At 66.3% G+C, this 21,877-nt stretch carries 20 protein-coding genes; 10 read left to right on the forward strand and 10 right to left on the reverse strand.

From position 1 onward, the window contains the following. The gene (locus FHR96_RS19680) at nucleotides 1–843 is read right to left on the reverse strand and encodes an outer membrane protein OmpK (RefSeq protein ID WP_183389430.1); all 843 of its coding nucleotides are present in this window, start codon (nucleotides 841–843) and stop codon (nucleotides 1–3) included. 267 nt (nucleotides 844–1,110) lie between these two features. On the opposite strand from FHR96_RS19680, the gene FHR96_RS19685 reads away from it, so the two are divergent. Continuing rightward, entirely contained in the window at nucleotides 1,111–1,830 is a 720-nt protein-coding gene (locus FHR96_RS19685) for a DeoR family transcriptional regulator (RefSeq protein WP_183389431.1), read from the forward strand. Between the two features lie 16 nt (nucleotides 1,831–1,846). Here FHR96_RS19685 and ushA read toward each other — a convergent pair whose 3' ends face one another. From ushA to rbsK, 7 genes are all read right to left on the reverse strand, one after another. After that, on the reverse strand, nucleotides 1,847–3,469 hold the full coding sequence (gene ushA, locus FHR96_RS19690; protein WP_183389432.1) for a bifunctional UDP-sugar hydrolase/5'-nucleotidase UshA: 1,623 nt from the start codon (nucleotides 3,467–3,469) through the stop codon (nucleotides 1,847–1,849). Nucleotides 3,470–3,583: 114 nt separating this feature from the next. Further along, on the reverse strand, nucleotides 3,584–4,849 hold the full coding sequence (locus FHR96_RS19695; RefSeq protein WP_183389433.1) for a NupC/NupG family nucleoside CNT transporter: 1,266 nt from the start codon (nucleotides 4,847–4,849) through the stop codon (nucleotides 3,584–3,586). A gap of 29 nt (nucleotides 4,850–4,878) precedes the next feature. Continuing rightward, complete coding sequence (locus tag FHR96_RS19700) at nucleotides 4,879–5,691, reverse strand: outer membrane protein OmpK (RefSeq protein WP_183389434.1); 813 nt, start codon at nucleotides 5,689–5,691, stop codon at nucleotides 4,879–4,881. A 99-nt stretch (nucleotides 5,692–5,790) separates the two neighbouring features. Next, nucleotides 5,791–6,858, reverse strand: a complete 1,068-nt coding sequence (tal, locus tag FHR96_RS19705; RefSeq protein WP_183389435.1) for a transaldolase — start codon at nucleotides 6,856–6,858, stop codon at nucleotides 5,791–5,793. Then, the gene (tkt, locus tag FHR96_RS19710) at nucleotides 6,855–8,879 is read right to left on the reverse strand and encodes a transketolase (protein WP_183389436.1); all 2,025 of its coding nucleotides are present in this window, start codon (nucleotides 8,877–8,879) and stop codon (nucleotides 6,855–6,857) included. The genes tal and tkt overlap by 4 nt, the downstream gene beginning before the upstream one ends. Nucleotides 8,880–9,191: 312 nt before the next feature. After that, on the reverse strand, nucleotides 9,192–10,193 hold the full coding sequence (locus FHR96_RS19715) for a nucleoside hydrolase (protein WP_183389437.1): 1,002 nt from the start codon (nucleotides 10,191–10,193) through the stop codon (nucleotides 9,192–9,194). A gap of 19 nt (nucleotides 10,194–10,212) precedes the next feature. Beyond that, nucleotides 10,213–11,166, reverse strand: coding sequence for a ribokinase (rbsK, locus tag FHR96_RS19720; protein ID WP_343066386.1), 954 nt, complete (start codon nucleotides 11,164–11,166; stop codon nucleotides 10,213–10,215). A gap of 350 nt (nucleotides 11,167–11,516) precedes the next feature. Here rbsK and FHR96_RS19725 point away from each other — a divergent pair, with 350 nt between their 5' ends. The 8 genes from FHR96_RS19725 (at nucleotide 11,517) to FHR96_RS19760 (ending at nucleotide 19,332) form a co-directional block, all read left to right on the forward strand. Further along, nucleotides 11,517–12,515, forward strand: a complete 999-nt coding sequence (locus FHR96_RS19725) for a LacI family DNA-binding transcriptional regulator (protein WP_246393059.1) — start codon at nucleotides 11,517–11,519, stop codon at nucleotides 12,513–12,515. A gap of 117 nt (nucleotides 12,516–12,632) precedes the next feature. Further along, a complete protein-coding gene (locus tag FHR96_RS19730; RefSeq protein ID WP_183389439.1) occupies nucleotides 12,633–13,313 on the forward strand; it encodes a CBS domain-containing protein in 681 nt (226 codons plus the stop codon). 317 nt (nucleotides 13,314–13,630) lie between these two features. Beyond that, nucleotides 13,631–14,599, forward strand: coding sequence for a ubiquinol oxidase subunit II (cyoA, locus tag FHR96_RS19735; RefSeq protein ID WP_183389440.1), 969 nt, complete (start codon nucleotides 13,631–13,633; stop codon nucleotides 14,597–14,599). A 3-nt stretch (nucleotides 14,600–14,602) separates the two neighbouring features. Next, nucleotides 14,603–16,627, forward strand: coding sequence for a cytochrome o ubiquinol oxidase subunit I (cyoB, locus tag FHR96_RS19740; protein WP_183389441.1), 2,025 nt, complete (start codon nucleotides 14,603–14,605; stop codon nucleotides 16,625–16,627). After that, nucleotides 16,627–17,241 carry a cytochrome o ubiquinol oxidase subunit III gene (locus tag FHR96_RS19745; protein ID WP_183389442.1) on the forward strand — a complete coding sequence of 205 codons (615 nt, stop codon included), beginning with the start codon at nucleotides 16,627–16,629 and terminating at the stop codon, nucleotides 17,239–17,241. The genes cyoB and FHR96_RS19745 overlap by 1 nt, the downstream gene beginning before the upstream one ends. A gap of 1 nt (nucleotide 17,242) precedes the next feature. Beyond that, a complete protein-coding gene (gene cyoD / locus FHR96_RS19750) occupies nucleotides 17,243–17,572 on the forward strand; it encodes a cytochrome o ubiquinol oxidase subunit IV (RefSeq protein ID WP_183389443.1) in 330 nt (109 codons plus the stop codon). Further along, a complete protein-coding gene (gene cyoE, locus FHR96_RS19755; RefSeq protein ID WP_183389444.1) occupies nucleotides 17,530–18,474 on the forward strand; it encodes a heme o synthase in 945 nt (314 codons plus the stop codon). The genes cyoD and cyoE overlap by 43 nt, the downstream gene beginning before the upstream one ends. Before the next feature lie 249 nt (nucleotides 18,475–18,723). Beyond that, a complete protein-coding gene (locus FHR96_RS19760) occupies nucleotides 18,724–19,332 on the forward strand; it encodes a Yip1 family protein (protein ID WP_183389445.1) in 609 nt (202 codons plus the stop codon). Nucleotides 19,333–19,427: 95 nt separating this feature from the next. On the opposite strand, the gene FHR96_RS19765 is transcribed toward FHR96_RS19760, so the two are convergent. After that, nucleotides 19,428–20,564, reverse strand: coding sequence for an aminotransferase class V-fold PLP-dependent enzyme (locus FHR96_RS19765; protein ID WP_183389446.1), 1,137 nt, complete (start codon nucleotides 20,562–20,564; stop codon nucleotides 19,428–19,430). Nucleotides 20,565–20,664: 100 nt separating this feature from the next. Then, complete coding sequence (locus FHR96_RS19770; RefSeq protein ID WP_183389447.1) at nucleotides 20,665–21,486, reverse strand: IclR family transcriptional regulator; 822 nt, start codon at nucleotides 21,484–21,486, stop codon at nucleotides 20,665–20,667. Between the two features lie 188 nt (nucleotides 21,487–21,674). Here FHR96_RS19770 and FHR96_RS19775 point away from each other — a divergent pair. Next, on the forward strand, nucleotides 21,675–21,877 hold a 203-nt coding region (locus tag FHR96_RS19775), incomplete at its 3' end, for a thiamine pyrophosphate-binding protein (RefSeq protein WP_246393061.1).

A 21,877-nucleotide genomic window follows, 5' to 3' on the forward strand; every position in this document is an offset into this window, starting at 1 on the left:
TCACAGGAAGTTGTACTTCAGGGTGTAGATCATCGCATTCTGATAGTCGTCGGCGGTACCCAGCTTGTTGTGCGAGTAGCGATACTGGATGCCGGTGGTGATGGCGTCGACCGGGTGCCACCACAGGGCCACGGCGCCGTTGGTGCCGACCTCGCCGGCCGGGCCGTTGACGTAGTTCCGGGCCAGGTAGTCGTCGTTGCGATCGAAGGTCTGCTCGTGCCAGTTGGTGACGCTGAGGTTCTGACCGAAGGCCTGGAAATCGTAGCCCAGCACCCAGCCGGCCATGTAGCCGTTCTCGCCGTCGTAGCCGCCTTCGCCGCTCTCGACCCAGGCCTTGCCGATGAACGGCTTGAACCACAGGCCGTTGGCGAAGGTGTGGCGATAGCCGAAGCCGGCGATGCGGTCCTGCTCCTCGCTGTCGAAGCCGTAGTCGCGAAAGTCGTAGACGTGGAAGTAAAGCGAGAAGGGCGTGTCGCCGAGATAGATATGCGAGGTGACCTTGGCGGCGCTGCGGCGATTGTCGCGGGTGTCGTCCTCGAGGGTATCGTTGTGGGGGTTCTCGAAATCGTAGAAACCGTAGAACTCGCCCCAGTCGAAGCCCACGCCGCCCTCGAGCTCGAGGTAGAAGAAATCGCCCTTGGCGGCGTTGCTGGCGGTACGCTGCTCGGTGCCGTCGGACCAGTCGAGGTAGTTGACCGAGGCGTTGGCGAACGACCACAGCGGAGTGAAGGGTGAGGCGGCGTCGCCGGCGTTCTCGTTGGCCACGGCGGGCAGCGCGGCGGCGCTCAGCAGCAGGCCGGCGAGGGGAACGAGGGAACGGGGCGTCGTCATGTGGTTCGGCATGGAATCGGCTTCCTTGGTGTTGTTGTCGTGTGATGCGCCGGGTGTGCAGGGGACGGACGATCACGTCGACATCGAAACGTGAACCCGGCCTGGCCGGGGCGATGAGCGGGTGAGCGACGTGTCTGTGATTCGAGTCTTTGTTATTCGAGTAACATGGCTATGTTATTTTAATCACATTTCATGTCGCAACCCCGAGATCGAGGAAGCGTCAACGCAATGGGGGACGTGGGCCCGCAAGCAGCGTTCCGAGAGGCGAGAGGTAGTGGAGTGAACGAACGAAGCGCGGCGCGCCTGACGCGCCTGCAAGAGGCCCTGGCCGAGGGCGGCAGCCTGCGGCTGAGTGAGGCGGCGGCGCTGTGCGAGGTCTCGGCGATGACCATTCGCCGCGACCTGGCGGGCGCCGACGGCGAGCTGGTATTGATCGGCGGTTACCTGATGCGCGGCGACGATCCCCGCCACGGCACGGCCTACGACCTGGCCGTGCAGCGCGATCGCCACGCCGAGGCCAAGCGCCGGCTGTGCGAGCGGGCGCTGGAGACCCTGGAGGAGGGGGATACCCTGTTCATCGACTGCGGAACCACCCTGATGCCGCTGGCGATGAGCCTGCCCGAGGACCTGTCGCTGACGGTGGTCACCTATGCCCTCAACGTGGCCGAGGCGGTCAGCGCCCGGCCCGGCGTGCGGCTGTGGCTGCTGGGCGGGGCCTATCATGGTTCGTCGCGCTCCTTCTCCAGCGACGACATGGCCGAGACGATCCGCTCCTTCGGCCTCAACAAGGCCTTCCTGTCGGCGGCCGGCGTGCATCCGCGCCAGGGGCTGAGCTGCTTTCATTTCCACGAGGTGGCGCCCAAGCAGGCGGCCATCGCCACCGCCCAGCGCCGGGTGCTGGTGGTCGACGCCAGCAAGCAGGGGCTGGTGCGCCCGGCGCGCTTCGCCGGGCTCGAGGACATCGATGAGGTGATCACCGAGGAACCCGTCGCCGAGTGAGGTGACGGGCCATGGTTCAGGGGCGCCAGGCCGAGGCGTCGATGGGCGAGTGGCGCTCGATGAAGCGCTTGAGTGCCACGGCGTCGGTGAGGCCGGTGTCGACGAAGCCGGCGTGGTCGTCCAGCGGGGGATAGCCTTCGGCACCTGAGGCCGAGTAGCTGTTGATGGCGAGGCGGTAGGTGGCGTCGTCCTCGACGCGCCGCTCGCCGTTGCCGGTGAGCACCAGGTCGTGCAGCTCGCCGTCTTTCAGCTCGAAGCGCACCCGGCCGAACTGCGGGTAGGCCCCGGTGTCGGGCGGTATCGCGGCCAGCGTCGCCAGGTAGGCCTTGAGCTCTGCGCCGCTCAGTTCCACGTAGCAGACCCGGTTGGCGAAAGGCTGGACGCGCAGGATGTCGCGATAGCTCACCGGCCCGTCGGCCAGGCTGTCGCGCACGCCGCCGGCATTGACCACGCCGAGGTCTGCCTGGGCCGCCTCGGCCTGGGCCGTGGCGATCAGCCGGCCGAGGTTGGTCGGCTGGCGGCGTACCAGATCGCGATCGCCTTCCAGCCGGCCATCGGTACGGCCCACCCGCACGTCGAGCTGCTGCTGGCCCTGCTGCTGGTAGGGCGCCAGCAGCGACAGCATCGCCTGATCCTCGGCGATGCGCGGCGCGGCCAGCTGGCGCGGCGTGGCGTCGTCGCCGTCGTCCGGTGCCAGCAGGTTCACGGGCAGCAGGCGATAGTCCGCCAGGCGCAGGTCGCCGTCGCGGTAGACCAGGTCGGCGCGGCCGACGTACTTGCCCCATTCATGGGCCTGCACGATCAGCGTGCCGTTCTGCGCATCGGGCACGCAGGCGTCGCCCGGCACGAAGTCCTCCTCCATGCGATTTTCGGCCGCCATGCACACCGGCTCCTGGGAATGGCCGCCGACGATCAGGTCGATGCCGGGCACCCGGCGAGCCAGGGTCACGTCGCCCGGGGCATTGGCGCCGTGCCGGGCGTCGGCGTAATGGCCCATGTGCGTGGCGGCGATCACGATGTCGGCGCGCTCGCGCAGCTCGGGCACCAGCTTGGCCGCTTCCGCCACCGGGTCGCGGAACTCGATGTCGTTGAGGTTCTCGGGGTTGCCGATCACGGCAGTGTCTTCGGTGGTCAGCCCCAGCACCGCCACCTCGAGGCCGTCGAGATCGAAGATTCGATAGGGCGGAAACAGCCGCTCGCCGGTGGAGGCGCGGTAGATGTTGGCCGACAGCATCGGGAAGTTGGCCCAGTCCTCCTGGCGGCGCAGCACCGGCAGGGGATTGTCGAACTCGTGGTTACCGACCGCCATGGCGTCGTAGCCAAGCAGGTTCATGCCCCGGAAGTCGGGCTCGGCGTCGAGCAGGTCGGATTCGGGGACACCGGTATTGATGTCGCCCCCGGAGAGCAGCAGCGACTGCCCGCCTGCCGCCTCGACCTCGTCACGGATGTCGTCGACCAGCGTCTTGCGTGCCGCCATGCCGTATTCGTCCCGGGCGTTGTGCCAGAAGCGTCCGTGGTGGTCGTTGGTATGCAGGATGGTGAGGTGGACGGCCTCGTCCGCCGGCGGGGTCGAGGCGGCACAGCCGCCGAGCAGCAGCAGGCCCGGCAGCAGGCCGCGTTTCCAGTTCGGGTAATGCATCGTTGCCTCCTTGCAGTGGTATGCACGGCGAGGGACGGGGCCCCGCCGGAATGGCCCGGGGCAGGGTGAGGGAGCCGTGATCCCGCCTCACCATGCCCCGTGCTCGCGGGGATGTCAGCCCAGGGCGATGAAGAAGCCGGCCAGGGTGGCGGACATCAGGTTGGAGAGCGTGCCGGCGAGCATCGCCTTGAGGCCGAGTCGGGCGATGTCGTGGCGCCGGCTGGGGGCGATGCCGCCCAGGCCGCCGAGCAGGATGGCGATCGACGACAGGTTGGCGAAGCCGCACAGCGCGAACGACAGGATCGCCGCCGTATGCCTGGAGAGGGCCTCACCGGTGGCGGCGACCACCTGCTCGCCGTCGAGGTAGGGCGCCAGGTGGATATAGGCCACGAACTCGTTGACCACCAGCTTCTGGCCGATGAACGAGCCGGCCAGGGTGGCTTCCTGCCAGGGCACGCCGAGCAGGAAGGCCAGCGGCGCGAACAGCCAGCCCAGGATCATCTCCAGGCTCAGCGATTCCATGCCGAACCAGTCGCCGACGCCGCCGAGGATGCCGTTGACCAGGGCGATCAGGCCGATGAAGGCCAGCAGCATGGCGCCGACGTTGGCGGCCAGCATCAGGCCGGAGCTGGCCCCGGCGGCGGCGGCGTCGAGCACGTTGGTGGGATGGTCTTCCTCTTCCTCGAGGCGTTCCTCGGCGGCGGAGACGCTGTCCTCGGGCGTCTCGGTCTCGGGCATCAGCAGCTTGGCGAACAGCAGCCCGCCGGGGGCGGCCATGAAGGAGGCGGCCACCAGGTACTCCATGGGAATGCCCAGCGCCGCGTAGCCGGCCAGCACCGAGCCGGCCACCGAGGCCAGGCCGCCGCACATCACCGCGAACAGCTGCGACTGGGTCATCCGGGCGATGAAGGGGCGCACCACCAGCGGCGCCTCGGTCTGGCCGACGAAGATGTTGGCGGTGGCCGACAGCGACTCGGTGCGCGAGGTGCCGAGGGCCTTCTGCAGGGCGCCGCCGAGGATGCGGATGATCCACTGCATGACGCCGATGTAATAGAGCACCGCGGTCAGCGAGGAGAAGAAGATGATCACCGGCAGCACCTTGATGGCGAACACGAAGCCGGTGGACTCGACGTCGGCCAGGCCGCCGAACAGGAAGCCGATGCCGTCGTTGGCGTAGAGCACCACCTGGCTGACGGCGTCGGAGACGGTGGCGAGCACCGCTTGGCCGGCGGGCACGTAGAGCACGAAGGCGCCGATGCCGGCCTGGATGGCGAAGGCGCCGCCCACGGTGCGCAGGCGGATGGCGCGGCGGTTGGAAGAGAAGATCAGGGCGATGGCGATCAGCGTCATCATCCCGACCAGGCTCATGATGATGGTCATGGGGAGTTCTCCGGGCCGTCAGGCGGGCGTCACAGGAAGTTGAACTTGACGGTGTAGATCATCGCGTTCTGATACTCACCCGGTGAGCCCAGCTTGTTGTGCGAGTAGCGGTACTGCACGCCGGCGGTCAGCGCCGGGGCGGCGTGCCACCATAGCGCCACGGCGCCGTTGGTGCCGGTGCTGCCGGCCTTGTCGCCGACATAGTTCTGGCGCAGATAGGCATCGTCGCGGGCGAAGGTCTGCTCGTGCCAGTTGGTCAGGCTGAAGCGCTGGTCGAAGGCCTGGAAGTCGTAGCCGGCGACCCAGCCGGCCATGTAGCCGTTCATGCCGGTGTAGCCGCTGCTCTGCACCCGGGCCGGTCCGATGAACGGCTTGATCCACAGGCCGCTATCGAAGGTGTGGCGATAGCCCAGGCCAAGTATCTGGTCCTGCTCGCGGGTCTGGTAGCCGTCGTCGCGGAAGTCGTAGACGTGGGCATAGAGCGAGAAGGGCGACTCGCCGAGATAGACGTGCGAGGTCACCTTGGCGGCGGTGCGGCGGTTGTCCCGGCCGCCGCTGGCGTCATCGAACTCGTCGTGCTGGGGGTTTTCCACGTCGAAGAAGCCGTAGACCTCGCCCCAGGAGAAGCCGGCGCCGCCCTCCAGTTCCAGGTACATGAAGTCGCCCTTGGCGGCGTTGCTGGCGGTGCGCTGTTCGGTGCCGTCGGACCAGTCGAGATAGTTGACCGAGACGTTGGCGAACGACCAGCTCGGGGTCAGGGCGTCGGCCTGGACGAAAGGGGCGGCGGTCAGCAGCGCGGCACCGGCGAGGGCCTGGGGCAGGCGGCGTGGAGAATGCGACATGGGAGCCTCATGTTGTCGTTGTGTTGGGTAGAGCGTGCTTGAGAGGTCGAGCTTGGGAGAGGCGGGACCGGCCGGTCGCAGGACCGGCCGGCCGGAGCATCAGTCGACCAGGCGCAGCAGGGCGTCGTAGGCCTGGTCGAAGGCGGCGAGGCCCTCGCGCTGCAGGCGCTCGCCGATCTCGTCCAGGTCGATGCCCAGGGCGGCCAGCTCGGCGAGCCGCTCGCGAGCCGTCGCCAGGCCTTCGGTCAGCGTCTCGGCGGCCTCGCCGTGGTCGGCGAAGGCCGCCAGGGTGGCGTCGGGCACGGTGTTGACGGTGTCGGGGCCGATCAGCTCCTCCACGTACATGACGTCCGAGTAGGCCGGGTTCTTGGTGCCGGTGCTGGCCCACAGGCAGCGCTGGGGCCGGGCGCCGGCCGCGTGCAGCTCGGCGAAGGCCTCGCCGCCGAAGGTCTCTTGCCAGCGCGCGTAGGCGGCCTTGGCCGAGGCCACGGCGATATGCCCGCGCAGGTGGGCGGTGGATTCCGGCAGCTCGCCGTCGACCAGGGTGTCCACCCGGCTGAGGAAGAAGCTCGCCACCGCGCGGATGTGATCCACCGGCTGGCCGGCGGCGTGGCGGGCGGCCAGGCCGTCGCAGTAGGCCGCGAAGACGTCGTCGAGATGGCGCGGCGAGAACATCAGGGTCACGTTGACGTTGAGCCCGGCGGCGATGGCGTCGCGGATCGCCGGCAGGCAGGCCCGGGTGGCCGGGATCTTGATCATGGCGTTGGGCCGGTCGATGGCCGCCCACAGGCGCTTGGCGGCGGCCAGCGTGGCGTCCGGATCCTGGGCCAGGCGCGGCGAGACCTCGAAGCTGACGAAGCCCGCCTCGCCGCCGCTGGCCTCGAAGCGCGGGCGCAGCAGGTCGCAGGTCGCGCGGATGTCGGGCAGCACCAGCGCCTCGAAGCGGCGCTCGGGGTCGGGCTCCCGGTCGCGCAGGCGCGCCAGGTCGTCGCGGTAGAGCGGATCCTCGGCGATGGCCTTGTGGAAGATCGCCGGGTTGGAGGTGACCCCGGCGATGGCGTCTTCCTCCAGCCAGCGTGCCAGCCGACCGCTGTCGAGCAGCCGGCGCGAGAGGTTGTCCAGCCAGACCTGCTGGCCGAATTCGGCGATGCGACTCAGACGACTCATGCGGATACCTCCTGGGATGCGGGGGTGGGGGCCAGCAGTTGGTGGGCCCGTGCGGTGACGGCCTCGGCGGTGAGGCCGAAGTGGCGATACAGGGCATCGGCCGGGCCCGACTCGCCGAAGGTGTCGAGCCCCACGACGTCGCCGTCGAGGCCCACGTACTTGCGCCAGTAGTCGGTGACGCCGGCCTCCACGGCGAGGCGCGGCACCCCGGGCGGCAGCACCGCGTCGCGGTAGCCGCGGTCCTGGCGATCGAAGGCGAAGGTCGAGGGCAGCGACACCACCCGGGCCTGCACGCCTTCGTCCGCGAGCCTTGTTCGGGCCTCCACGGCCAGTTGGATCTCCGAGCCGGTGGCGATCAGTACCAGGTCCAGCGGGCCGTCCTCCCGGGCGAGCACGTAGCCGCCACGGCGGATTTCTGCCAGCTGTGTGGCGTCGCGGGGCTGGGCGGCCAGCGCCTGGCGGCTGAGCACCAGGCTGGTGGGCGTGGCGGTGTGCTCGAGGGCGGCCTGCCAGGCGACGCGGGTCTCGACGGCGTCACAGGGGCGCCAGACGTCCATGTTGGGCATCAGGCGCAGGGTGGCGGTCTGTTCCACCGGCTGGTGGGTGGGGCCGTCCTCGCCGAGGCCGATGGAGTCGTGGGTGAACACGAAGATCGGATTGATCTTCATCAGCGCGGCCATGCGCAGGGCGTTGCGGGCGTATTCGGAGAACATCAGGAAGGTGCCGCCGAAGGGCCGCAGGCCGCCATGCAGGCAGAGGCCGTTCATCACCGCGGCCATGCCGAATTCGCGCACCCCGTAGTGCACGTAGTTGCCGCCGCCGTGGCGACCGACCGGACGGGCCTGGTCCCACAGCGTCAGGTTGGAGCCGGCCAGGTCGGCGGAGCCGCCGACCAGTTCCGGGAGCCCCGCGGCGAAGGCCTGGATCGCCTGCTGGCTGGCCTTGCGCGTGGCGAGCTTTTCTCCCTTCTCGGCCACGGCCTCGAGCCGCTGCTGGGCCTGGCGGGCAAAGTCCTCGGGCAGCTCGCCGGCGAGGCGGCGCTCGAAGTCTCGGGCGGCCTCGGGATGGGCCTCGGCGTAGCGGGTGAACATTGAGCGCCAGGCGGTCTCGTCGCGTTCGCCGCGCTTTCGGGCACTCCATGCCTCGGCGACGTCATCGGGGATGACGAAGGGCGCATGGGGCCAGTTCATGGCCTCGCGGGCGGCGCGGATCTCGGCGTCGCCCAGCGGCGCGCCGTGGCTGGCGGCGCTGCCCTGCTTGGTGGGTGCGCCCTTGCCGATCAGGGTGCGGCAGGCGATCAGGGTGGGGCGGTCGTCGTCCTTGGCCAGGGCAATGGCGGCGTCGATGGCCGCCACGTCGTGGCCGTCGACGGCGGGGATCACCTGCCAGCCGTAGGCGTCGAAGCGGCCTGCGGTGTCGTCGCTGAACCAGCCCGCGACCTCGCCGTCGATGGAGATGCCGTTGTCGTCGTAGAGCACGATCAACTTGCCGAGCCCCAGGGTGCCGGCCAGCGAGGCGGCCTCGTGGCTGATGCCCTCCATCAGGCAGCCGTCGCCGACGAAGGCGTAGGTGTGATGGTCGACCAGCGGCAGGCCGTCGCGATTGAATTCCTCGGCCAGCAGTCGCTCGGCGAGTGCCAGCCCCACGGCGTTGGCCAGCCCCTGGCCCAGCGGGCCGGTGGTGGTCTCGACGCCTGGGGTGTAGCCGAGTTCAGGGTGGCCCGGGGTGCGGCTGTGCAGCTGGCGAAAGGCGGCCAGGTCGTCGCGGGAGAGATCATAGCCGGTCAGGTGAAGCAGGGCGTAGAGCAGCATCGAGCCGTGGCCATTGCTGAGCACGAAGCGGTCGCGGTCGGGCCAGTCGGGATTGGCCGGATTGTGGCGCAGGTGGCGGTGCCACAGGGCGACGGCGATCTCGGCCATGCCCATGGGCATGCCGGGGTGGCCGGAGCCGGCCTGCTGCACGGCATCCATGGCGAGCGCGCGCAGCGCGTTGGCGAGGGTATCGGTGTCGGGCGTTGTCATTATCGGTGTCCAGCTAGTGAAGGATCAGTGGTTGACAGTGGGCTGAGCAAAGCGGGCCTTTCCCGGCGACAAGCCCCGAGGTGTCGGACCATCGCGAGGGCGCTGTGAACCCATCCCTGGGCGCTACCGTTGCCCTGCAGCGCTCTTGCATCCTGCGCCGCTTGCAGGGCCTGGGTTGGCCATCCATGGCCAACCCGTTCGGCGGGAGGAACATCCACTGGATGTTCCTCTCCTTCCGCCTCACCCCTGGCAAAGGACCCTCGCTTCGCCTTGTCCCCGGCGGCCTCGCCACAGAGTGTCTGGCGAAAGCGCTTATTCCCCCTTTGGCTTCTCGGGGGCGACGAAGGTGTCCATGAACAGCGTCATCAGGCGTTCGCCGTCGACGTCCACGCAGACCCGCTGCGAGGGCAGGCCGTCCCAGGCGTTGGGCGGGAAATCCTGGGCGTCGGGGCGCTGGATGGTCTGGCCCATGGCCAGGCCGTCGCGCACGGCGCGTACCGGGCCGCGGCGCACCTCGAACAGGCTCGGGTCGAGCACGTAGGCCACGGCGCTGGAGTCGTGGACATAGCAGCCGTCGATGGCCTCGCGCTCGGAGTAGAAGTCCACGTAGTGGCGCGAGATCCGCCACATGAAGTCGCCGTCCTCGCCGCCCTGGTCGCGCAGGCGCCGGAAGTCGGCGTCGCGCATCAGCACCTTGTGGGTAACGTCCAGGCCGACGATGGCGACCGGCCAGTCGGCGCTGAACACCAGGTCGGCGGCGTGCGGGTCGCCGTGGATGTTGGCCTCGGCCACCGGCGTGATGTTGCCGCCCTGGCCGCCGACGCCGAAGGCGCCGCCCATCACCACGACTTCCTTGACCAGGCCGGCGATGGCCGGGTCTTCCTTGAGCGCCAGGCCTAGGTTGGTCAGCGGGCCGACCGCGATCAGCGTCACCTCGCCGGGATGGCGGCGCACGGTGTCGATGATCAGTTGGTAGGCGGGCCGCGGGTCCAGCGCCAGGGTCGGCTCGAAGGAGAGCCCGGCGTTGCCCAGGCCGTCGTCGCCGTGGACGAAGGTGGGCGGTGCCGACTTGGGCATCGCCAGGGGCTCGGCCGCGCCGCGAGCGACGGGGACCTCGAGGCCGAAGCGCTGGGCCAGGTAGCGGGCGTTGCGGGTGGTGGTGTCGGTGCGGGCGTTGCCGTGCACCGTGGTGATGCCCTGCAGGTCGAGGCCCGGGTGGCGATGCAGGAACAGCAGCGCCATGGCGTCGTCGATGCCCGGGTCGGTGTCGAAGATCACCTTGGCGGGGGTAGGGGCGGGCGCGGGGGTGGCCATCGTGGTTCTCCTGTAGGGGTCAGTGGTCGGCGAGCTCGTCGCGATGGGGGATCGACGCCTGGGCGCCGGGGCGGGTGACGGCGATGGCGGCGGCGGCCTGTCCCTCGCGGACAGCTGCCTCCACGCTGGCGCCACGCAGCAGCGCCGCGGCGAAGCCGCCGACGAAGGTGTCGCCGGCCGCGGTGGTGTCGACGGCGGCGACCTTCGGTGCCGGATAGTGGTGCAGGCCGCTGTCGTCGGCCGCGACCACGCCCTGGGCGCCCAGGGTGACGAGGATCTGGCGGCAGCCGGACTGGCGCAGGCGGCGGATGGCCTGGGCGGCGTCGTCCGGATGTCCGACGGGGTGGCCGGAGAGGGCCGCGGCCTCGCTCTCGTTGACCACCAGCCAGTCGACCAGCGCCAGAACGTCCTGCGGCAGGGTCATGGCCGGCGCGGCGTTGAGCAGGGTAGTGACGCCATGGCGGCGGGCGCGGGCCAGCGCCTCGCGAACCGTGGTCAGCGGCACCTCCAGCTGGCAGACCAGCAGGCGGGCCCGGCCCAGCGTGGCATCGGCGCTGGCTATGTCCGAGGGGGAGAGCTCGCCGTTGCTGCCGGGAATGACCACGATGCTGTTCTGGCTGGCGTCATCGACCTGGATCATGGCCACGCCGGTCTCGGTATCGGGGCGTGCCAGCACGCCTCGGTGGTGGATGCCTTCGCGGTCGAGGTTGGCCACCAGCGCCCGGCCGTAAGCATCGTCGCCGACGCGACCGACCATCGCCGTGTTGGCACCCAGGCGCGCCAGGGCCACGGCCTGGTTGGCCCCCTTGCCGCCGGGGGTGGCGTCGAAGCCTCTGCCGAGCAGGGTCTCGCCCGGTTGGGGGTGGCGTGGCGTGCGGACCACGAGGTCCATGTTCAGGCTGCCGACGACGATGGCGTCGGCATGTGCGGTCGAGGCGCCGTCCCGAGGCGGAGCGATAGGGGCGGTGGTCACGGCATTCACCCTGTGTTGTTGATGGAAGGCCGACCCGAAGACGGGCCGTGGGCTCGATGGATGGCGTTCACCCTAGCGCAGAGAAAAACGTTTGCGCAAACGTTTTTATTTACCCCATTTGGGGTATCCTGATCCCGTGTCAGACGTTGACAGGAGGGTGGTAGAGGGCTTTCCCGGCGACGGATCTGGACGAGCCGTGAAGCGCTGCTACTCGGCGAATCAATGCGTTATGCTGGTGTCATCGAGGGCCGCGGTTGACGTCTCAGGCGGTCGAGGCACGAGCGGCAGGCAGGAGAGGCAATGAACGGGCGACGAGCGGCGGGCAAGCGCGGCAGGGGCGGCCAGCGGCGATGGTGACGATTACCGATGTGGCCAGGGAGGCGGGGGTGTCCGTGTCGACCGTGTCCCACGTGGTCAACGGCACGCGCTTCGTCAAGGCGGATACTCGCGAGCGCGTCATGGCGGCGATCGAGCGGCTCGATTTCACTCCCAGTACCTCGGCGCAGTCGCTGAAGAAGAATGTGACGCACACCGTGGGGATGATCGTCACCAGCTCGACCAACCCCTATTTCGCCGAGGTGGTCGCCCGGCTCGAGTCGGAGCTCTACGAGGCCGGCTTCAACTTGATGCTGTGCAATTCCGGACGCGACATCGACAAGCAGCGCAGCTACATCCGCACGCTGAAGGGACGACGCATCGACGGGCTGCTGGTACTGGAGTCGGTGCTCTCCGATGCCTACCTGGAACTGCTGGGGTCATGCAGCTTCCCGGTGGTGATGCTGGATTCGGACACGCCGAGCCTGACCAGCGTCAGCGACGATTCCGAGCTCGGCGGTTATCTGGCGACCCGCCATCTGATCGAGCAGGGCCACCGGGCGATTGGCTGCATCGCCGGGCCCGTGCAGCATCATCAGTCGATACGCCGCTTCCGCGGTTTCCAGCGCGCCCTGGCCGAGGCGGGGCTGTCGCTGGAGCCGGATTGGGTGCATGCCGGTGGCATGGACAGCGAGAGCGGGGAGGCGGCGGTGCGCCAGCTGTGCAGGAGCCGCCGGCGCCCCACCGCGCTGTTTGCCTTCAATGACTTCTCGGCGCTGGGCGCCATCAGCCAGGCGACCCGGCAGGGGCTGCGCGTGCCCGAAGACCTGTCGGTGATCGGCTACGACGATATCGAGATCGCGCGCCTGCTGAGGCCCGCCCTGACCACCGTGCGCCAGCAGACCGCGACGCTGTGCCGGGAGGCCTGTCGGCTGCTGACTCAGGCCATCGCCGACAAGCGCAGCGACGTCGAACAGTTGCACGTCGCGCCGGAACTCATCGTGCGCGAGTCGGTCGCACCTCCCGATGAGTGAGTGACGCGCCGACCATCGGCTTGCTCGGGATCAAGCCTTGTCGACGTGGACTTGCTATGTTGAAGGCGAGCGCCGATGACGTGGCGCGCCCTTGTGCTGCTTTCCGGAGGCCTTGCCATGCGTGCCGCAGATGTCATGACTCCCCATGTGATCAGCGTGTCGCCCGACAGCGAAGTGCGCGAGATCGCCAGCCTGCTGATCGAACACGGCATCAGCGCGGTCCCGGTGGTGGACGAGCGGGAACACCTGCTTGGCATCGTCAGCGAGGGAGACCTGATCCGCCGCCTCGGCGAGGAAGAGCCGCGCTCGTGGTGGCTGCGGCTTTTTGCCGCAGGCGATCAGGCGGCGGACTATGTGCGCACCCACGGGCGCCTGGCCCGTGAGATCATGACGCCGAATCCCGTCACCGTGGAAGAGGACGAGCCGCTGCATCGGATCGCTGCCCTGCTGGAGCGACGGCGGATCAAGCGAGTGCCGGTGCTGCGCGACGGGCGGCTGGTGGGCATCGTCAGCCGCTCCAACCTGCTGCGCGGCTTCTCGGTGGCGGAGCCCTCCGCGGCACCGACCGGCGGCGATCGGGCGATTCGCGACGCCATCCTCGAGGAGGTGGATCGCCATACCGGGGTGATGGTCGAACGTCTCAACATCATCGTTGCCGATGGCCGGGTACAGCTCTGGGGGCTGGTCGATAGCCAGGAACAGCGCCTGGCCGTGCAGGTCGCCGCCGAGAACGCCGCAGGCGTTCGTTCGGTGGAAAACAACCTGGGGTTCATGCCGCGAGGCATGGGCGGCTACTGAGCACGGGCTCCTCCCGGCGCCCGTTATCCTCCGACACCGGCCTGCCGGGGCTGGTGCGACACATGCGGCAAATCGCCTCTTTCCTCTCTTGCGCGTTTCCTACACAATACGTTCCCCGCGGCCGGACCCTTTCTCGCGCGCCCCATAGAGGCGTTCGCGGGGGTTTGGCCATGAGTGAGCCGAGCCCTTTCCACGATGGTTAGCCTTTGCTGCGGTCATGGGTCAACCGGCGCAGGACAGGTCTCGGTCTTTGCGTAGCTTACTTGCTACAAGTCAGCAGGATTTTTTCCTGTCGCCAAGCCTGACGAGGTCGAAACATGAATCGAACTCCCCCCCTGCGCAAGCTCGGAGTCTTGCTGCTGGCGGTGTTGCCCCTGGTGTTGGCAGGGTGCAGCTCGGCGCTGCTGGACCCCAAGGGCCAGATAGGGGAAGAACAGCGAACCCTGATCCTCACGTCCTTCGGTCTGATGCAGATCGTGGTCATTCCCGTGATCGTGATGACGCTGCTCTTCGCCTGGCGCTATCGCCGCAGTAACCGCGAAGCCTCCTACCGTCCGGATTGGCACCACTCCAATCTGATCGAGGCCATCGTCTGGTTCATCCCCTGTGTGATCATCGTCTTCCTGGCGGTGCTGACCTGGTATACCTCGCACAGCCTGGACCCGCACAAGCCCATCGAGCCGACCGCAGAGCAGCAAGAGCCGATCGAGATCCAGGCCGTATCGCTGGATTGGAAATGGCTGTTCATCTATCCCGAGCAGGGCATCGCCACCGTCAACGAACTGGCTTTCCCCGAGGATACTCCGGTGCACTTCCGAGTGACCTCCGGTTCGGTGATGAACGCCTTCTTCATCCCGCGTCTGGGTAGTCAGATCTATGCCATGGCCGGCATGGACAACGACGTTCACCTGGTCGCCGATGAGCCGGGCGTGTATGCCGGTCGTTCCACCAACTACAGCGGTGCGGGCTTCGCGGACATGACCTTCAAGGCTCACGTGAGCACCCAGCAGGACTTCGATGCCTGGGTCGAGAAGGTGCGCGAGTCGTCCGAGTCCCTGACCTACCCCGATGAGTACTATGCCCTGGCCGCGCCCAGCGAGGCTAACCCGGTCGAGTACTTCTCCGAGGTATCCCCCTCTCTCTACGAGAGCATCATCAAGAGCTTCAAGGCTGGCGGTCGTCACGCCGAGTACATGGCAGCCATCGCGGGCAATGGCCATGGTGCTGGCCACGGCGAAGCCGCAGACGCCCACGGCGAGTCCGAGAGCGCGGAGGCAGCGGAGTAAATTATGTTCGGAAAACTGACTCTGGAGGCGATCCCCTACCACGAGCCGATCATCATGGTGACCGCTGCGGCCATCGCGATCGGTGGGCTCGGGCTGGTAGGGGCGCTGACCTACTTCAAGAAGTGGGGCTACCTGTGGACGGAATGGATCACTTCCATCGACCACAAGAAGCTCGGCATCATGTACTTCATCGTGGCGCTGGTGATGCTGATTCGCGGCTTCGCCGATGCCATCATGATGCGCAGCCAGCAGGCGCTGGCAGCGGGCGGCGCCGAAGGCTTCCTGCCGCCGCACCACTATGACCAGATCTTCTCCGCCCATGGCGTGATCATGATCTTCTTCGTCGCCATGCCCATGGTCATCGGCCTGATGAACCTGGTGGTGCCGCTGCAGATCGGTGCGCGTGACGTGGCCTTCCCGTTCATGAACAACCTGAGCTTCTGGCTGTTTGCGGCGGGCGTGGTGCTGGTCAACATCTCCCTGGTGGTGGGTGAGTTCGCCCAGACCGGCTGGCTGGCCTATGCGCCACTATCGGGCATAGAGTACAGTCCCGGCGTCGGGGTGGATTACTGGATATGGGCGTTGCAGATATCGGGTATCGGCACGACCCTGACCGGTATCAACTTCTTCGTCACCATCATCAAGATGCGCACCAAGGGCATGAAGCTCTTCCGGATGCCCATCTTCACCTGGACCTCGCTGTGCGCGAACGTCCTTATCATTGCCTCTTTTCCGATTCTGACTGCGACCATCGCACTGCTGACGCTCGATCGTTACCTGGGGATGCACTTCTTCACTAACGATTTCGGCGGCAACATGATGATGTACGTCAACCTCATCTGGGCCTGGGGCCATCCCGAGGTTTACATTCTCATCCTGCCGGCGTTCGGCGTATTCTCCGAGGTCATCTCGACCTTCGCACGCAAGCGTCTGTTCGGATACGGCACCATGGTGTGGGCGACCGTCGCCATTACCGTGCTGTCGTTCATCGTCTGGCTGCACCACTTCTTCACCATGGGGGCGGGTGCCAACGTCAATGCCTTCTTCGGCATCATGACGATGATCATTGCCATCCCGACCGGGGTGAAGATCTTCAACTGGCTGTTCACCATGTACCGCGGCCGGATCGAGTTCACCTCGCCGGTGCTGTGGACCCTGGGCTTCATCATCACCTTCTCCATCGGTGGCATGACCGGGGTGATGCTGTCCATTCCGGCAGCCAACTTCGTGCTGCACAACAGCCTGTTCGTCATCGCTCACTTCCACAACGTCATCATTGGTGGCGTGGTGTTCGGCATGCTGGCGGGCCTGACCTACTGGTTCCCGAAGGCCTTCGGCTTCACCCTCAACGAGAAGTGGGGCAAGCGCTCCTTCTGGTGCTGGCTGGTCGGTTTCTACGTCGCCTTCATGCCGCTGTACGTGCTGAGCTTCTTCGGTGCCGTGCGTCGCATGCAGTCCTACGCTAACAGTGAATGGCAGCCGCTGATGCTCGTCGCCTGGGTCGGCGCCGTGATCATCATGTGCGGTATCGCCTGCACCGTGATCCAGTTCTACGTCAGTATCCGCGACCGTAAGCAGAACCAGGACGTCACCGGCGATCCCTGGGACGGCCGTACCCTGGAGTGGGCGACCTCTTCTCCGGCGCAGTTCTACAACTTCGCGCATCTGCCCGAGATCAAGGGTGTCGACGACTTCTGGCGCATGAAGGAAGAGAACGGTGGCAAGCTGCCGCTGTCCGAAGCTCCTTATCAGGACATCCACATGCCCAAGGACACCTGGGAAGGTCCGGTCATCGGTGGCCTCTCCATCGTCTTCGGCTTCGCCCTGATCTGGCACATCTGGTGGCTGGCCATCGTCGGTGGCCTCGGCATGTTTGGTGTGTTCATGGCGCGCATCTTCCGTGAAGACGTCGACTACTACGTGCCTGCTGCGGAAGTCGAACGCATCGAGCGCGAGCACCGTCAGCGCGTCGAGCGTGGCGTTTCGCAGTCTTCAACCTATGCATCCCAGGTAGGAGGGCAGGCGTAATGTCTACTGATACCCTGAGCAACCACGGGGATCATGCTCACGAGCACGATCACCACGACACCGCGGGCACCAAGCTCTTCGGTTTCTGGGTCTACCTGATGAGCGACCTGATCATCTTCGGGTCGCTGTTCGCCACCTTCGCCGTGCTCCTCAAGGGCACGGCCGATGGTCCGACGCCCGGTGAGATCTTCGAGCTGCCCTTCGTTCTGGTCGAGACCTTCCTGCTGCTGTTCTCGAGCTTCACCTACGGGATGGCGGTACTGGCGATGAACGCCGACCGCGCGTCCCAGGTGAAGGCCTGGCTGGCGATCACCTTCCTGCTCGGCGCGGGCTTCGTTGGCATGGAGGTCTACGAGTTCCAGCACCTGATCCATGAAGGCTTCGGTCCGGATCGCAGCGCTTTCCTGTCGGCCTTCTTCACCCTGGTCGGCACCCACGGCCTGCACGTGACCTTCGGCCTGATCTGGATTCTGGTCATGCTGATCCAGGTGCAGACCAAGGGGCTGACCGACATGACGCGCCCGCGGATCATGTGCCTGAGCCTGTTCTGGCACTTCCTGGATATCGTCTGGATCTGCGTCTTCTCCTTCGTCTACCTGATGGGAGTCCTGTGATATGAGCGGACACGCCTCTCATGCCGAGCAGAGCCACGGCAGCGTCAAGTCCTATGTGATCGGCTTGATTCTGTCCATCGTGCTGACCATCATCCCGTTCGGGGTGGTGATGACGGGATCCTTCGCCACGTCAGCCACCGTGCTGATCGTCGTGGCCACCGCGGTGGCTCAGGTGCTCGTGCAGTTGATCCTGTTCATGCACATGAGCACCAAGACCGATGAGGGCTGGAACGTCACGGCCTTCGTCTTCACCGCGTCGATCCTGGTCCTGGTCATCGGAGGTTCCCTATGGATCATGCACAACCTGCATCTCAACATGATGATCGGGTGATGACAGCCTCCTCGCGGCGTCGGGACTACCTGGCTCTGACCAAGCCGGGGATCATCGGTGGCAACGCCATCTCGGTACTGGGCGGCTTTTTCCTGGCCGCCCAGGGCCAGATCGATCTCTGGCTGCTGCTGGCCACGCTGGCAGGATTGTCCCTGGTGATCGCTTCCGGGTGCGCTTACAACAACGTCATCGATCGCGATATCGATGCGGTGATGGAGCGCACCCTCAGCCGGCCCCTGGTGCAGGGGCGGCTGTCGGTGGCAGAGACGCTGCGCTTCGCGACCCTCCTGGGGGTCGCGGGCTTCGCCCTGTTGGCGGTGTTCACCAACGCCGTGACCGTGGGCCTGGCGGCCTTCGGTTTCGCCATCTATGTGGGCGCCTACAGCCTGTGGCTAAAGCGTAGCTCCGAGTACGGCACCCTGGTGGGTAGCCTGTCCGGTGCCATGCCGCCGGTGGTGGGCTACTGTGCGGTGTCCGGTCAGTTCGATGGCGGTGCGCTGACGCTGTTGGTGATCTTCTGCCTGTGGCAGATGCCGCATTCCTATGCCATCGCCATCTTCCGCTTCAAGGATTACGAGGCGGCTAAGATCCCCGTCCTGCCCGTGGTGCGCGGCATCGGTACCGCCAAGCACTACATCCTGGGCTATGTGGTGGCCTTCGTCTTCGCCTCCCTGGCGTTGAGCGTGGCCGGCTATGCCGGGCCGGGCTACTTTGCGGTGGCTCTGGTGATGGGCGTCTACTGGCTGTATCTGGCCATGCAGGGCTACTGGACCACCAACGCCGAGCGTTGGGCCAAGCGCGTGTTCGGCTTCTCGATCCTTACCATCACCGCGTTAAGCGTGATGATGTCGGTGGAGTCAAGCCTGCTTCCCTCCACTCCGTTGATTGCCGCCCTGGGATAAGAGGGGGAGACACAAACGTCACGAGCGACGGCCAGGTAAGGCGAAATCAGCCGAAAAAGCGGAGTTTACGAGCGAGTAAATGAGCATCTTGAGGCTGGTTTCAACGCCACATGGCCGAGCGCAGTGGTTTGTAAATACCCTCTGAAGGTACGACCGTTGGCGGAGACCTTGCGTGTCTCCGCCTATACTTGCCGGTGAAGTCATCGAGTGGCGGGCCATCGTGGCCCGTCCCCGGCAGGAGGGAGTGCCATGTTGACACATGCTTGGGGCATCCTCGCCCATCCGAAGCGCGAGTGGCAGCAGATCAAGGAAGAGCGCGAGACGCTCACCCATCTCTACGAGCACCACGTGCTGCTGCTGGCGGCCATTCCGGTCATCTGTTCCTATATCGGCACCACCCAGGTGGGGTGGAGCCTCGGTGGGGGCACGACGATCCAGCTCGGCTACCTGGATGCCTTGGGCGCGGGGATCGTATTCTACCTGGTGATCCTTGCGGCGGTTTACGTGGTGGGCAAGGTGATCCGCTACATGGCCAAGCGCTTCACCAAGCCGCCGAGCCAGAGCCAGTGCATCGTGTTTGCGGGCTATGTGGCCACGCCGATGTTCGTCAGCGGGATCGTGGCGGTCTATCCGCTGATCTGGCTGTGCCTGCTCGCCGGGATCATCGGCCTGTGTTACACGGCCTATCTGCTCTATCTCGGTATCCCGGCCTTCCTTGGCATCAGCAGCGAAGAAGGCTTCATCGTCTCGAGCACGACGCTGGCCGTCGGGGTGCTGGTCCTGGAGGCCCTGCTCTCTATTACCGTGTTGCTGTGGGGCTATGGCGAGCGCATCATCCTGTCGCTGTTCGGCAGTTGACTTCACGCCCGGGAAGCCGGGAAGACAAGCGCGCATGAGAAACACGAAGGGCGGCCCTGAGGCCGCCCTTCGTGTGTTTGACGCCGCCGCCGGGGCTATTCGTCGGTGGTCTCGATATAGGTCATCGCCTTGTCGAGGGTCGCCAGGGTGCGATCGATGTGATGCAGCTTGTCCAGCCCGAACAGGCCGATGCGGAAGCTGCGGAAGCCTTCGCCCTCGTCACACATCAGCGGCACGCCGGTGGCTACCTGGAGGCCGGCCGCGGCGAACTTGACGGCGAGGTCGGGATCCCGGGTGTAGCTCACGACCACCCCGGGCGCCTCGAAGCCGGGAGCCGCCACGCTCGGATAGCCGTGCTCGGCGAGCAGTTCTCGCACGCGACGACCCAGCTCGAGCTGCTCGTCGCGGACCTTCTCGAGGCCATATTCCTCGGTTTCGGCCATCACGTCGCGCAGGGTATGCAGACCATCGGTGGGCATGGTGGCGTGGTAGGCGTGGCCGCCGCCCTCGTAGGTCTCCATGATCGACAGCCACTTCTTGAGGTCGCAGGCGAAGCTTGAACTCTCGGTTTCCTCGATGATGTCGCGAGCCAGGCGCGACATCATCACCATGGCGCAGCAGGGCGAGCCGCTCCAGCCCTTCTGGGGAGCGCTGATCAGGACGTCGACGCCGGTTTCCTGCATATCGACCCAGTCGGTGCCCGAGGCGATGCAATCGAGCACCAGCAGCCCGTTCTCCTCATGGATGGCCTCGGCGAGGCGCCGGATGTAGTCGTCCGGCAGCTTGATGCCCGAGGCGGTCTCGACGTGGGGCGCGAACACCAGGTCGGGCTGCTGGTCTCGAATCGCCTCGATGACCTCCTCGATGGGCGGGGGAGCGAAGGGAGACATCGGGTCGTCTTCGTCGAGGCGGCGCGCCTTGCGGACATAGAGATCCGAAGGAATCTGACCGCGCTCCAGGATCTGGCTCCAGCGATAGCTGAACCAGCCGTTGCGAATCACCAGGCAGCGCCGGTCGGTGGCGAACTGGCGAGCCACCGCCTCCATGCCGAAGGTGCCGCTGCCGGGGACGATGACCGTCGAGTGCGCGCGATAGACCCGCTTCAGGGAAGCGGAGATGTCACGCATCACCTGCTGGAAGCTCTTCGACATGTGGTTGAGGGAGCGATCCGTGTAGACCACCGAGTACTCGAGCAGTCCATCGGGGTCGACATCGGGAAGTAAACCGGCCATTACGATCTCCCAGTTGTGGTCCAGGCCTTCAGTATAAGGTACCGAGGATATGCGCATTCAGCGCCGCAGGCCAGTGCCATTCCCTGACCGCTCTCGATACTCAAGGCGTTGCCGATGCCATCCTGGCGGCGTCTGTCGTGGCCTCACGGCTGATGGCGGCGATGGCGTCGGCAGCGCTACGCAGCGCCGGCAGACAGCCCAGGATCTTGTCTCGCGACATGCGCATGACCGGTGCCTGAATGGCAAGGCCGATATTCGAAGGGCCTTCTGGATTGGGCGCCAGCACGGCGATGCACAGCAGGCCCGGGAGAAATTCCTCGTCATCGAACGCATAGCCTTGCTGCTTGACTGTCTCGATCTCGGCCTCGAGGGCGGCAAGGTCGGTGAGGGTATTGTGGGTGAAACTCTTCAAGGGCGCCTGATCCAGCAGGCGGCGCCGCTGGGCGGGTGCCATCTGGGCCAGGAATAGCTTGCCGCTGGCCGAGCAGTGCACGGGAACCCGAGAGCCGGGATGGAGATAGAAGCGCAGTGGGGCCGAGGTCTCCACGCGATCCAGGTAGAGCACTTCCCCCCCTGAAAGAGCGGTGATGTTGCAGCTCTCTCCGACTTCCTCGACAAGATCGGCCAACACCGAATGTCGAGCGCCATGCACGGTGTCGTTGAGCAGCAGATTCTCGGCGAGGGCCCGCAACCGGCTGCCTTTGCTGTAGTGGCGGCCGTCGGCCTCGCGCTGGAGCATCCCCGAGGATTCCAACTGCTGGAGCATGCGGTGCAGGGTGGGTTTGGGCAGGCCTGTCTCGTCCACCATGCCTTGCAGCGTGAAGAACTGGTCCTTGCCTGCGATCACCTCCAGCAGGGCCAGCAGGCGCTGAGCCGGAGTCTCTCCCTCGAGGCGGCTCGTCTCGGTGCGATGGGTGGTCATGGTGGTATCTCCCTCTTTATTCACAGGGTAATTAGTTCCTGAAAAGAAATCAATTTGTACCGTTTTGTGAGATTTGTGTTGACTGAGCACAGGCGGGGGGCTAGTTTTGCCAGAAGTTTCGTTTATCGGAACTTTACGTGTCATAAATGCGATCAAGCGAACAACACCAACCAAGTCGTGGAGGCCTCATGAGCACCGACAACACCGCAGATACCCGCCAGGTCGTGCAGGGCAAGCAGACGATGACGCCCTCGGAGGCCTTCGTGGAAACCCTGGTGGCCAACGGCGTCACCGACATGTTCGGCATCATGGGCTCGGCCTTCATGGACGCCATGGATATCTTCGCCCCGGCCGGCATCCGGCTGATCCCGGTGGTCCACGAGCAGGGCGC

Origin of the sequence: Halomonas organivorans, assembly GCF_014192055.1 — a bacterium.
Taxonomy (GTDB): Bacteria; Pseudomonadota; Gammaproteobacteria; order Pseudomonadales; family Halomonadaceae; genus Halomonas; species Halomonas organivorans.

What these genes read in the sequence shown, in the direction of transcription:
- FHR96_RS19680 (WP_183389430.1), bottom strand. Translation starts at nt 843, where the DNA reads ATGCCGAACCACATGACGACGCCCCGTTCCCTCGTTCCCCTCGCCGGC.
- ushA (WP_183389432.1), bottom strand. Translation starts at nt 3,469, where the DNA reads ATGCATTACCCGAACTGGAAACGCGGCCTGCTGCCGGGCCTGCTGCTG.
- FHR96_RS19695 (WP_183389433.1), bottom strand. Translation starts at nt 4,849, where the DNA reads ATGACCATCATCATGAGCCTGGTCGGGATGATGACGCTGATCGCCATC.
- FHR96_RS19700 (WP_183389434.1), bottom strand. Translation starts at nt 5,691, where the DNA reads ATGTCGCATTCTCCACGCCGCCTGCCCCAGGCCCTCGCCGGTGCCGCG.
- tal (WP_183389435.1), bottom strand. Translation starts at nt 6,858, where the DNA reads ATGAGTCGTCTGAGTCGCATCGCCGAATTCGGCCAGCAGGTCTGGCTG.
- tkt (WP_183389436.1), bottom strand. Translation starts at nt 8,879, where the DNA reads ATGACAACGCCCGACACCGATACCCTCGCCAACGCGCTGCGCGCGCTC.
- FHR96_RS19715 (WP_183389437.1), bottom strand. Translation starts at nt 10,193, where the DNA reads ATGGCCACCCCCGCGCCCGCCCCTACCCCCGCCAAGGTGATCTTCGAC.
- FHR96_RS19725 (WP_246393059.1), top strand. Translation starts at nt 11,517, where the DNA reads ATGGTGACGATTACCGATGTGGCCAGGGAGGCGGGGGTGTCCGTGTCG.
- FHR96_RS19730 (WP_183389439.1), top strand. Translation starts at nt 12,633, where the DNA reads ATGCGTGCCGCAGATGTCATGACTCCCCATGTGATCAGCGTGTCGCCC.
- cyoA (WP_183389440.1), top strand. Translation starts at nt 13,631, where the DNA reads ATGAATCGAACTCCCCCCCTGCGCAAGCTCGGAGTCTTGCTGCTGGCG.
- cyoB (WP_183389441.1), top strand. Translation starts at nt 14,603, where the DNA reads ATGTTCGGAAAACTGACTCTGGAGGCGATCCCCTACCACGAGCCGATC.
- FHR96_RS19745 (WP_183389442.1), top strand. Translation starts at nt 16,627, where the DNA reads ATGTCTACTGATACCCTGAGCAACCACGGGGATCATGCTCACGAGCAC.
- cyoD (WP_183389443.1), top strand. Translation starts at nt 17,243, where the DNA reads ATGAGCGGACACGCCTCTCATGCCGAGCAGAGCCACGGCAGCGTCAAG.
- cyoE (WP_183389444.1), top strand. Translation starts at nt 17,530, where the DNA reads ATGGATCATGCACAACCTGCATCTCAACATGATGATCGGGTGATGACA.
- FHR96_RS19760 (WP_183389445.1), top strand. Translation starts at nt 18,724, where the DNA reads ATGTTGACACATGCTTGGGGCATCCTCGCCCATCCGAAGCGCGAGTGG.
- FHR96_RS19765 (WP_183389446.1), bottom strand. Translation starts at nt 20,564, where the DNA reads ATGGCCGGTTTACTTCCCGATGTCGACCCCGATGGACTGCTCGAGTAC.
- FHR96_RS19770 (WP_183389447.1), bottom strand. Translation starts at nt 21,486, where the DNA reads ATGACCACCCATCGCACCGAGACGAGCCGCCTCGAGGGAGAGACTCCG.